We start from the raw sequence: 12,339 nt of genomic DNA on the forward strand, positions 1-12,339 counted from the left end.
TTAGCTCAACAACCTAAAAATTTAAGATTTTTTTTAAATTTTTTGAGCAAAATTTAGTGGAGAACTTATGATTTGAGTGAAGGTTGAATTGACCTGACAAGATCTTACATACTAGCAGCATCCTTGAACTAAATCAATAACTGGATTTTTTTATAACTAATATGATTTGTTTATCGGATTCTATGCGTATATCCACACGCATCAAATACCAAACTCTACTTGGAACATTCCCGTCCAAGAGTTACCTGAGTTAGCTAATTGATATAAGCCTTCCAACCACCGGTAGCCAAGATTTCCTTGAACTTTTATCCTATGTCCATTCAAATAATGTGTATATCCTAAAAGCACTTCATCTACTCTATTTTGATATACCTCTATAGATTCATTGGGAATGACATAAGCATATCTTACTGCCATCTCCGACTTTCGAGAGATCATTCTAGAGATTTGTGTATTGACACCATGACCTACTACAACATACCGTACATCGCCAAGATTATTTCTTGTGATTGGGTCATCTGTCGATCTCCTCATATACTCACTCATGACTCCCCAACCTCTATACTTAAACATACCATCTACTATAAAACTACTTAAATTCCTGGGTGCATAAAGCTCAGCACCAAGTTGACCCGCAGTTCTTACTGCTTTATGATTTTCTGATAAAGTAACTCCTAGAGATAGCTTTGGGCTTACTTCAAATTCCAAATCTCCCTCAGAATAATCCCCACTATTTTTGAATGTTCCAAATGGCAATGCTTCTAATCTACCAGTATAAGCCAATCCATTGTTAATGGCTGATGCATTTCTCCCATCACCTGAGGATAAAGCCCCTTTGATTAAAAACAAACTACTGCCATTTGTACGCAAAGTATAATAGCCAAAAATACCAAAGTCCCTATCTAATGTAAAGAGACTATTCACTATCGATCTGTCTGCAAACTGTAAATTACCTGAGCTGATCACTCTTTCTCTATTTCCAGGAAGTTTGGACTGTCCAAATCCAATATAGAAATTGTCATTTAAAGTATAATACAAGATGGCATCACGTACTGGCTGGGCAATGTTACCAGTTTCCAAATCCATATCTGCTTTCGAAAATGCCAGCTGAATATAATATTGAAACTTTGGATTCAATACATACCCATCTAATCTCAACCTTAGCCTTCTCACCCGCATTTCAAATTGCTCTATCCCTAAGTCAGTTCCTGAATACACTGAATTAAACCCTGCTCTATTTTGCATCCTGAACCTTAAATTCATTAAAAACAGAGAGTCCTTTGAGAACTTGATACCTTCTTTCACTTCAATCAATGCCCGTTCATCAGACTCTACAGTCTGTGAATATGCAAATGAAGAAATCATAAGAAAACAAAAAACAGCAACTTTGGGAAAGTTTAAAGACTTACACTTTTTAAAATATGACATAGTTATCATTGATTTAGAATTTGCAAATCTAAAACTATAACAAATAAAAAAGCTGTGGTCACCCACAGCTTTTTTATAAAAATTTATTAAAATCACAAGTTATACACCTGCCTTGATCAAGTTAAGAGCTGAACCAGCTTTGAACCATTCAATCTGACCAGCATTGTAAGTGTGATTTACTTTGATCTCATTGGTACTTCCGTCAGCATGATTCAGTACCACTGTAAGCTGCTGACCTGGAGCAAAAGACTCAAGACCTAAGATATCTATGCTATCATTTTCCTGTACCAGATCATAATCTGCTGGATTTGCGAAAGTCAAAGCAAGCATTCCCTGCTTTTTCAAGTTGGTCTCGTGAATTCTAGCAAAAGACTTTACCAGGATAGCTCTTACACCAAGGAATCTTGGCTCCATAGCTGCATGCTCTCTTGAGGATCCTTCTCCATAGTTTTCATCACCTACTACGACAGAGCCTACATTATGAAGTTTATATTGTCTTTGGACAGCTGGAACTTCTCCATACTCTCCATTGAGTTGATTCTTCACTTTATTGGTCTCTTCGTTGAAATAGTTGACCGCTCCTATAAGCATGTTATTGGAGATATTATCCAAGTGACCTCTGAATCTCAACCATGGCCCTGCCATAGAAATGTGGTCAGTAGTACATTTACCTTTTGCCTTGATAAGTAGCTTAAGTCCTTTCAGATCCACTCCCTCCCATGGAGCAAATGGCTCAAGTAATTGAAGTCTTTCTGATTTTGGGTCCACTATGACATTTACAGAAGATCCATCCTCAGCTGGAGCTTGATAACCTGCGTCCTCCACAGCAAACCCTTGAGTAGGAAGTTCTAGACCTCTTGGTTCGTCTAGTTTTACCTGCTGACCATCTTCATTTGTCAAAGAGTCAGTCATTGGGTTGAATGTAAGATCACCTGCTATGGCTAGCGCTGTTACGATCTCTGGAGAGGCCACAAATGAGTGCGTATTTGGATTTCCATCAGCTCTCTTTGCAAAATTTCTATTGAATGATGTGATGATTGAGTTCTTTTCTTGCTTTTCAGCACCATGTCTAGCCCACTGACCAATACATGGACCACAAGCATTGGCTAAGACTACTCCACCCATTTTATCAAACACATTCAAAAAGCCATCTCGCTCTACAGTGAACCTTACTTGCTCAGAACCTGGTGTGATTGTATATTCAGATTTTGCTACCAATTTCTTATCAACAGCTTGTTGCGCCAATGAGGCTGCTCTTGAGATATCTTCATACGATGAGTTGGTACAAGAACCGATCAATCCAACTTCCAACTTAGCCGGCCATCCATTTTCTTTTACTGCCGCAGCAAATTTAGACAAAGGCCAAGCCAAATCCGGTGTGAAAGGACCATTTACATGTGGCTCAAGCTCAGAAAGATTGATTTCAATCACCTGATCAAAATATTTCTCTGGACTTTCATACACTTCTGCATCTGCATTGAGGTGCTCTCTAATTTGATCAGCTAAGTCAGCAATATCTGAACGATCTGTTCCTCTCAAATATGCTCCCGACTTTTCATCATATCCAAAAATTGAAGTTGTAGCTCCAATTTCAGCACCCATGTTACAGATAGTACCTTTTCCAGTTGCTGATAGTGCATTAGCTCCTTCTCCGAAATATTCCACTACAGCACCGGTCCCCCCCTTCACAGTTAAGATTCCAGCTACTTTTAAGATCACGTCTTTGGCAGATGTCCAGCCAGATAGCTTACCTGTAAGTTTTACACCGATCAACTTTGGAAACTTTAGCTCCCAAGGAAGTCCAGCCATTACATCACATGCATCTGCCCCACCTACACCAATCGCGATCATACCAAGTCCACCAGCATTTGGCGTATGAGAATCAGTCCCGATCATCATTCCACCTGGGAAAGCATAGTTTTCAAGCACAACTTGGTGTATAATACCAGCACCTGGTTTCCAAAAACCAATTCCATACTTATTAGATACTGATGCTAAGAAATCGTATACTTCTTTATTCTTATCTTTGGCTTTATTTAAGTCTTCAGAAGCTCCAACTTCTGCTTGGATCAAGTGATCACAATGTACAGTGGAAGGAACAGCAACTTGATTCCTCCCTGCTTGCATAAATTGTAAAAGTGCCATTTGTGCAGTTGCATCTTGCATGGCTACCCTATCTGGCTGAAAATCTACATATGAAACACCTCTCTCATAAGCCTTACTAGCTTCACCTTCTGAAAGATGTGCGTACAAAATCTTCTCTGTCAATGTAAGTGGTCTACCTACCGCTGCTCTAGCTGCAGCTATCCTAGAAGGATACTTTTCATAGACAGCCTTTATCATTTCTATATCAAATGCCATTGGAAATGTATGGTTTATAATGTTACAAAGGTTTTTTTAAATTGTTCGCAAAGATAAAAAAATAGCCATTAAATGGAAGTAAAATAGTATTTGTGTTGGTAATTAATATATATCTCAACTTAAACTATGATATATCACAAGCATTAGTATCCAAAATAGATCTCCTAAATCGATCACAAAAGTGATTTTCTAGAATCAGATAATAATTTATTAAAAATTAGCTACATGAAGAGATGATTTTTGCTCGAGAGATTTTTAAATAACTATTCAATGATCTGATATACATCTTTCAATTTCACATGGTATCTAATCATCACAATTCAATTCCATAAATTGAAATCAAAAACATGGAATAAACGCAAAATCTAAATGCTATTTATGGATATACGGAACTTTGCCAATAACATTACAAAATTCCGATTTTTCTAACTTTCAATATAAATTGACATTGGATTCTTATGGATATTGACCATTAACAACCTGTTGTGCCAATGAATTGAAGTTACTGGCAAAAAAGCGTATAATCAGAATGCTATTTTAACTAGATCATATTTCTTCTGATTTTGAAAAATTGTAATTGAATAATTCATATCGCTCATTTGTACAACCCCAGTAAGAACTCTAAAGTGTCCACATTATCTGCATAATCATCTAGTTTTGGGCACTGCGCTTGACCAAATGTTTCACTATTCTCATACCAACCTGATTGGCTAACTATGCACTGTATTTTATCTTTCTGATCCGATATTTTGGTCTTCAGTATCTCCAAATCATCATAAATTTCATAATAAAGTACTGCAATAGGTGACACCAAATCTTGACTTTCTTTCAGTAGTAAAAATCCATTATCTAAATGATCCTCACCATTGATTAAATATATTGACTTATTGTAGTCATAATTATTGATATACTTATGATGACTTGAAATCAACTGAAAACCATTCATGTTGTCCAAAAATCTCGTCAAAATCGAGCGATTAGGAACATATAGTTTGGATACATTTCTACAGCCTAATCCAAAATACTGAAAAACATCTTTTCCTAGATCCAGAAAGTCTTCCTCTTTCTCATTCCCATTCAATATTGCTATAGATGTTCTATTTTTTCTAATGATGCTGGGATATTTACCAAAATAATATTCAAAATACCTAGCAGAATTGTCACTACCTGTAGCGATGTAGGCATCTTTTCCTTTGAGCATCTCTTCAAAGCGAACTAGTTTCTCAAACCTTGGCTCAATTTCAATCAACTCACTCGTCAACCATTTAATGAGCACACTATCACTTGAACTTAATTTCACAGCTGCTTGATGTCCAGTAATCAATACTGATAACAAATCATGAAACCCTACTCCTGGCACATTTCCTGCCATTAGTATCCCTATATTTTTAGGGGCTCCTTCATGTATCCATGTATACTTGGCAACCCAATTTTTGAGGGATTCCAATTCCAAAAATGAACATAGTGCTTCAATAGCAGACTTGGTGTGATCTTTTGTGAACCAACTGTTGTTATTCTCGACTCTCCACGCTAAATCATCAAATTCCCCATCACTGAGGTTACTTAGCCTTTTTCCAAGATGATCAAATGCAAATATTCTTTCTTCTAACGTCATTTTAATGTAATTTCGCCTGCAAAGGTATCCAAATTAGAGAAAAAAACGGCTTAGCTAGATTGAATATAAATTAATTAGCATGACAACTTTTATTTGGTGCGTTTGTTAATTGCTTATTAATTTTGCGTAGAAATTTAAAATTGATTGAACAATGGCGATAATGATAACGGATGAGTGCATCAATTGCGGTGCATGTGAACCAGAGTGTCCGAACACAGCGATATATGAAGGTGGGATTGAATGGACTTGGGCAGGTGGTACAAAGCTACAAGAAGTGACCCTACCTGATGGTTCTGTCATAGATGCTTCTGAGAAGCAAGAACCAGTATCTGATGAATTTTACTACATCGTAACTGAAAAATGCACTGAATGTACAGGTTTTCATGAGGAGCCTCAATGTGCAGCTGTATGCCCAGTAGACTGCTGTGTAGATGATCCTGACCACCGAGAAAGTGAAGAAGAATTACTTGCAAAGAAAGAATTCATGCATGGAGAATAAGAGAGAAAACACCTCTCTTATTTTATTTTATGCCTGTTATTGAGAGCCTTATTATAAAATTATTGCAACATATTTAAAAAATCTGATAATTGGCTTGAATATTTCTCCTTAATTGATTTAAATTGTCTCCCGATTTAATTGCTTAAATACTACAACATTAAAATTAGGGCTGTGGAAGACAACAGAGGAAATGACAGAGAAGAAATCTTCTCCAAAAGAGTAAAAGCTGGTAAAAGGACTTATTTCTTTGACGTAAAATCAACTAGGTCAAATGATTACTACCTGACCATTACCGAAAGCAAGAGAAGAGTGAATGGAGATTCCTTTTCTTTCGAGAAACACAAGATTTTTCTTTACAAGGAAGATTTCGGTAAATTCTTAGAAGCACTTCAGAATACGGTGGAGCATGTAAAGACAGATTTAATGCCTGAAGTGGATTTCTCTCAATTTGATCAAGAAGAATCCGAGTACGATGATGAATTGAAATGGGATTAATCTCTACTTTTATTCATTAACTCATTTGGAGAAAGTTTCAATTAAAATTATTTTATGATTATATTCATTTATAGTCATAGCTTAGTTTTGTTGTACCTTTCTCCTTTTTGCTTATAAAATGAAAAAACTCATAATATACATAAGCATTTTTACCATCCTATTTTTTATCATAGGCTGGTATTTCTCTAATATCACTTTTTACTTTCTAATTTCAATTATTCTTGCTGCAGTTCTAAGACCACTGACCAATAGAATCAGCTCCATTCATTTGCTAGGAAGACATGTACCAAGATGGTTTTCAATATTAGTATCCTTTACCGTAGTAGTTTCTTTTTTCATTATAATCGGTTTTTTATTCATTCCTCTTATCTCAAAACAGATTCAGATAATTGCCACATACGATATGGATTTGATTTATGAACAAATCCAAAATCCGGCAGGTAAATTAGAGGATATATTGTTAAGATATAAATTAATTGAAAATGAGCCAGGATTTTTGATCACTCAGGTTAGAGAAAATCTTATTTCGAATTTCAACTTTATCAGTATCCAAAACATCGTCAATACCATTCTTAATACCACCAGCACATTTTTAGTAGGAACTATGGCAATTGTATTTATCACATTTTTCCTTCTATTGGAAAATGGATTACTACGCCGTAATATCATTAATCTTGTGCCAAATGCATATTTCGAACTTTACGTTTCCACCTTCAATAAAGTGGAGAGACTGCTTTCCAATTATTTAATTGGATTATTGATTCAGATTTCGGCGATTTTTTCCATTGCGTCCATTGGACTTACGATAATGAATATAGAATATGCACTTACCATAGCTTTCTTTGCAGCCATTGCCAACTTGATACCGTATGCAGGCCCGATTTTAGGAGCTACATTTGGCGTTTTGGTAGGTCTTACCACTGGAAGTTTTGGAGAAGGAAATGAAATATGGCTATTTATCATTAAGATATTATCTGTATTTTCTGCTGTACAGCTTACGGACAATATATTTTTACAGCCTTTAATATTCTCTAAATCTGTAAAAGCTCATCCACTTGAAATATTTGTTGTTATCTTTGCAGGTGCAAAAATCGCTGGAATCACCGGGATGATATTTGCAATTCCTGTATATACTGTTTTCAGAGTTTCTATCATAGAATTCTTTAAAGGATATAGGGAGTATAAAATATTCAAATTATAAAATCTAAATAATGGCATTACAGTGCGGTATCGTTGGTTTACCCAACGTTGGTAAATCTACTTTATTCAATGCAATCTCAAGTGCAAAAGCTGAGGCTGCAAATTTCCCTTTTTGTACTATCGAGCCAAATGTGGGCGTAGTAACTGTACCAGACAGGAGACTTCAAGTACTGGAACAGTTGGTCAATCCTCAGCGTGTAATGCCCACTGTTATCGAATTTGTAGATATTGCAGGACTCGTAAAAGGGGCTAGCAAAGGAGAAGGGCTAGGAAATAAGTTTTTGGCAAATATCAGAGAAGTAGATGCAGTAATTCACGTTATCAGATGTTTTGATGACGACAACATTGTACATGTCGCAGGAGGAGTAGATCCTGTTTTTGACAAAGAGGTCATTGATACTGAGCTCCAACTTAAGGATCTTGAGTCTGTAGAAAAAAAGATTCAAAGATTGGAAAAAATTGCAAAATCTGGAGATGCGAAAGCTAGAAAGGAACTAGAAACGCTTCAAAAATTCAAACAAGCATTGACAGATGGCAAAAATGCACGTTCAGTAGAGGTCGATAAAGAAGACCTTGAAGCCGTAAGAGATTTACATTTGCTTACAATAAAGCCAGTTTTATACGTTGCTAATGTGGACGAAAACAGTATTCAATCTGGAAATAAGTTTGTAGATCAACTACGTGAAAAAGTTAAAGAAGAAAATGCAGAAGTGATTGTACTATGTGCAGCGCTGGAATCTCAAATCGCTGAATTTGAAGATGCAGAAGAAAAAGCAATGTTTCTTTCAGAATATGGTCTTGAAGAAAGTGGTTTGAATAGACTAATCGCCGCAGCGTATGCTTTGTTGGATCTGATTACCTATTTCACAGCTGGTGTACAAGAAGTGAGAGCTTGGACAATAAAAAAAGGCTGGAAAGCTCCTCAAGCAGCTGGAGTGATTCATACAGATTTTGAAAGAGGCTTTATAAAAGCAGAAGTAATCAAGCTTTCAGACTATGAAAAGTTCAAATCTGAAGCAGCTTGCAGAGAGAACGGTAAAATAGCCATAGAAGGCAAAGAATATGTAGTACATGATGGTGATATCATGCATTTTAGGTTCAATGTTTGATAGAACTTAAAAAAAAATTTGTACTTTTGCAAGAAGATTAAAAAAAACACATAATTAAAAGCCAATTACAGTTAAATAATTGTTTAAATTTTATTTTTAAAAAACCGTGAGAATAAGATTAATATTTTCCTTAAAAAACAAAGGAGCTTACTTACCCTTTCATCACCAGTACATTCTGGCACAATTCCTCAAAGGACTTATCGTAAAAGGTGGTCGTGAGGAGTTTTTCAACTACAATTACTTCAACTTCTCTGGTCTTAAAGGTCAGACCAAGGTTAGTAGAAGTGGCCTTCATTATTACTCAAGTTTAGTCACCCTAGTGCTTTCATCACCCAATGAAGAATTTATGGACTATCTGCTTGAGCAAGTATTTGCTACGCCAAAGATTGAGTTGGGCAACTTAGTGATCTCTCCTGAATACACAGAAGTAGAAACTGAGCCAGAATTGGAGACTTCGAACAAGTTCGTGTGTATCTCCCCTCTTGTATTACTCACTCCATCTTTCAATGATGAGTCAGGTAAACGTTTTATAAATCCAGATTCTGATGAATTTTCAGATCTACTTTATGAATCTACCTTGACCAGAATGGAAAGATCTGGTTGGTATTCCCAAGAGCAAATGGAGTCATTCTACAAGTTCCAAGTTGTACCTGATATGAATTATGTAAATAAGCTCAGAGAACAGCAAAAGAAATTTGCAAGAATCTATTCTGTATATGACATGGATGTCAAATATGAAGTGAGAGGTTATACTTTACCTTTTACACTTTATGCTGCTCCAGAAGTACAGGATTTCGTGTTCAAATGTGGTTTGGGTGCATTCACCCACAAAGGATTTGGTATGCTTGACCTTGCTAACCACGCTCCTAATCAAAGAACCGAACCTTATAAGTTCAAAAGAGAAGGTTTTATTCCTTATAAAGCACATCAGGAAAGAACAAAATCTCAAGATTCTGAAGGAGAAGACTCTGAAGAAATGGCTTAATCACTGAAAAGCTTAAAAAAAACCGATCAAAATTGATCGGTTTTTTTCATTTTATTTTATGTTTCTTTGTCACTGATTTCAATCTATCTGTTCAATCAATGTTCTCTATTGTTACTTGTATCATTTTGGATATACAGATATCTAATTCACAAAAAGTTATTCAAAACCCGAGAAAAGAGAAATTATAACCTACGCTTATTAGGATTCAAATTACTGTACCCTACCAATTCATCATACCTACTACCCACATCCCTGAAATAAACCAATACCTCATATTCATTTTCTGTCTCAAAATGATCTCCTTCTATAGGTGACATGTTCCAGCCATCATTTGTTTTATAGGCAAATTGATAATCATACCATCCTTGCTTCAAAAGTAAAGTAGCTTGATAAGTATTTGTCTTTTTGTCAAGTACCATTTTTGCATCCGAATCAGTTCCCCAATTACTAAGCGATCCGACTATATAGGGTGTTTCAGAAACCCCATCTGCTTTAAGGTTAAACGTAGTAAGAATGTATTCACCTTCAAGGTCATGATTTTGTCGCTCAAAATTAAATATTACATATTGCCCATTCATATCAAGGTATTGTGAGTATACAGCGGTTGGCCTGATCTTTTCTATCATAGTTTCCGCAAAAACCACATCTTCTTCCATCTGAATTTTAGCTACATTATTCCCTCTCGCTCTTACATATCTTAAATCTACGAATCTAAATTCATTCCCTGCCAAAAAAGCATTTGAACCATCGAAAAGTTCATAGGAGACCGTTTTTAAGTCCTCTCTTACCATAGTTGGCTTCAAATTAAAGATCGTATTGTCCCACCGTTGATTTTGTCTTATAACGACTCTCAGTGCTGTCCGAGGATCTAAAACTTCTCGTGCTTTATAGTTGAGGTTGATGTTAAGTTGTTGCTGTTTTCTCCTGAATTCTGTTTGACTTGGTGGTACTATCTTAGCCCCTACTTGAACAGAATTGTCAAAAACCATAAATCTTTTCGTGATTATAGTTTTGTCTTGTTCACGTCCTCTATACACCTGCACAATATAATTCCCACTTTTGGTGACTCTTGGAATCACAAAATTATAATGTATGTAAGGTATACGAGTGTCAATTGAGTAATTGTAGTCAGTGATATTGAATTCGTTGAATTGCTCTAGATAATCATTCTCTTTGAGATCGGAAGGCGTCCAATTCATATCACAATGAATCAATCTTACCGAATACATATCTGGATCATAAGCAATATCATCAAAGGATAGTAAAAGTGGTGTATTCGCTTGAAGTGAAATCGCAGGAGAACTCATTTGTGATGAAAACTCTGAAGATTGAGGAAAGAGTCGTACAGACTGAATATTTTCTTCATATACACGATCTTGAATGCTCCCTTGACCGAATGTTTTAAAGAAAACACTAAATAAAGCGATAACCAAAAAACATTTTTTCATTTTACTTTCTTTTAAATTCATATAAAGGTCAAATTAAACTCCTGTAATCAGAATTTTCTCCCAAGTTTTTAAGATTCAAATATAAAAACGAAGAGAGTTAGATTCTTCCCTTTTTCAACAATCAGACCAAAAATTTCAGGCTGAAATTTAGTACAATATTGAACTACTGCATGTACTTTGAAATATGGATTTTATCCATGAATTTACTTTAAATCTTAATTCGAAAAGATACAAATTAACAAATCCTCATAGGATTATTAAGATATAGAAATCTATTCTTACTTTTCCAATGTATCCAGTTTAGGGCTGTCCAAACTACAATGCAATTAGTAAATAATCCGTCCCCTCTTTTTGGAATTGTTCAATTTATATCAAAGCTAATTTAAATCGATAATTTCTATATTATGGATATACGGAACTATGCCAATAACATTACAAAATTCCGATTTATCTAACTTCCGATATAAATTGATACTGGATACTTATGGATATTGATCATTAACGACCTATTGAGCCAATGAATTGAAGCTATTGGAAAAAAAGCGTATAATCTTATTCTATAATTATCGGTAAAGTCACTGATATACATTAGATAAATAACTATACTCAGAAAGTAACAAAGGGCGATCTACCCTATTTTTCTATTAGAACTTTTTCAATGACCAAATTGTGATTGGTATAGATACATACATCTGCCGCTATGCCTAAACTTTCTCGGACCATTTGTTCGGCTGTAAGTTGTGGAGCAAACTTCTTGAGAGCTCTTGCTGCAGATTGCGCATACATGCTTCCAGAACCTATAGTAGCAATCTCCATATCAGGTTCTATCACATCTCCAGTACCTGAAATTATCAATATATCTTGAGAATCCGCCACGATCATCATTGCTTCAAGTTTGGAAAGCATTCTATCCATCCTCCATTCCTTAGCTAATTCCACAGCTGCTCTTTTCATATTATTCCCATAAGCGCCAAGTTTTTCTTCAAACTTTTCCAATAAAGTGAAAGCATCTGCCGTAGAACCTGCAAACCCAGTAACGATTTTGCCTCCTTGCAATCTTCGAACTTTATTGACCGTACTTTTGGCGACTGTATGCCCCATGGTGGCTTGACCATCAGCTCCTATCACTACTTCACCATTATGCTTAATAGCGACTACGGTGGTTGCTTTGATTTTTTCCATATTTATTTTAGATGATT

Annotated in this window: 10 protein-coding genes; 5 read left to right on the plus strand and 5 right to left on the minus strand. The window is 35.6% G+C overall.

Features of this window, described 5'->3' with window-relative positions; translation table 11 throughout:
• Nucleotides 1-201 precede the first annotated feature (201 nt).
• The 3 genes from MM214_RS14055 to MM214_RS14065 all read right to left on the minus strand — a co-directional run bounded on the left by MM214_RS14055 (nt 202) and on the right by MM214_RS14065 (nt 5,404).
• A complete protein-coding gene (locus MM214_RS14055; RefSeq protein ID WP_241296272.1) occupies nt 202-1,428 on the minus strand; it encodes a porin in 1,227 nt (408 codons plus the stop codon).
• 99 nt (nt 1,429-1,527) lie between these two features.
• Nucleotides 1,528-3,789 (minus strand): aconitate hydratase, encoded by a 2,262-nt coding sequence (locus tag MM214_RS14060; RefSeq protein ID WP_241296273.1) that lies wholly within the window; start codon nt 3,787-3,789, stop codon nt 1,528-1,530.
• 595 nt (nt 3,790-4,384) lie between these two features.
• Entirely contained in the window at nt 4,385-5,404 is a 1,020-nt protein-coding gene (locus MM214_RS14065) for an acyl-CoA reductase (protein ID WP_241296274.1), read from the minus strand.
• A gap of 151 nt (nt 5,405-5,555) precedes the next feature.
• Between MM214_RS14065 and MM214_RS14070 the strand changes: the two genes are divergently transcribed.
• The 5 genes from MM214_RS14070 (at nt 5,556) to cas6 (ending at nt 9,692) form a co-directional block, all read left to right on the plus strand.
• The gene (locus MM214_RS14070; RefSeq protein ID WP_241296275.1) at nt 5,556-5,903 is read left to right on the plus strand and encodes a 4Fe-4S dicluster domain-containing protein; all 348 of its coding nucleotides are present in this window, start codon (nt 5,556-5,558) and stop codon (nt 5,901-5,903) included.
• 171 nt (nt 5,904-6,074) lie between these two features.
• On the plus strand, nt 6,075-6,398 hold the full coding sequence (locus MM214_RS14075; RefSeq protein WP_241296276.1) for a DUF3276 family protein: 324 nt from the start codon (nt 6,075-6,077) through the stop codon (nt 6,396-6,398).
• A gap of 118 nt (nt 6,399-6,516) precedes the next feature.
• A complete protein-coding gene (locus MM214_RS14080; RefSeq protein ID WP_241296277.1) occupies nt 6,517-7,599 on the plus strand; it encodes an AI-2E family transporter in 1,083 nt (360 codons plus the stop codon).
• A 10-nt stretch (nt 7,600-7,609) separates the two neighbouring features.
• Nucleotides 7,610-8,707, plus strand: coding sequence for a redox-regulated ATPase YchF (ychF, locus tag MM214_RS14085; RefSeq protein WP_241296278.1), 1,098 nt, complete (start codon nt 7,610-7,612; stop codon nt 8,705-8,707).
• A 106-nt stretch (nt 8,708-8,813) separates the two neighbouring features.
• Nucleotides 8,814-9,692: a CRISPR-associated endoribonuclease Cas6 gene (cas6, locus tag MM214_RS14090; RefSeq protein WP_241296279.1), complete on the plus strand. Its 879-nt coding sequence runs from the start codon at nt 8,814-8,816 to the stop codon at nt 9,690-9,692.
• A 182-nt stretch (nt 9,693-9,874) separates the two neighbouring features.
• Here the strand turns inward: cas6 and MM214_RS14095 are convergent, their stop codons facing one another.
• Together MM214_RS14095 and hslV are read right to left on the minus strand one after the other, a co-directional pair.
• Complete coding sequence (locus tag MM214_RS14095) at nt 9,875-11,140, minus strand: type IX secretion system plug protein (RefSeq protein WP_241296280.1); 1,266 nt, start codon at nt 11,138-11,140, stop codon at nt 9,875-9,877.
• Nucleotides 11,141-11,773: 633 nt separating this feature from the next.
• Entirely contained in the window at nt 11,774-12,322 is a 549-nt protein-coding gene (gene hslV, locus MM214_RS14100; protein ID WP_241296281.1) for an ATP-dependent protease subunit HslV, read from the minus strand.
• Between the last annotated feature and the right edge of the window lie 17 nt (nt 12,323-12,339).

The sequence above is a fragment of the Belliella kenyensis genome, from assembly GCF_022549675.1.
Classification (GTDB): domain Bacteria; phylum Bacteroidota; class Bacteroidia; order Cytophagales; family Cyclobacteriaceae; genus Belliella; species Belliella kenyensis.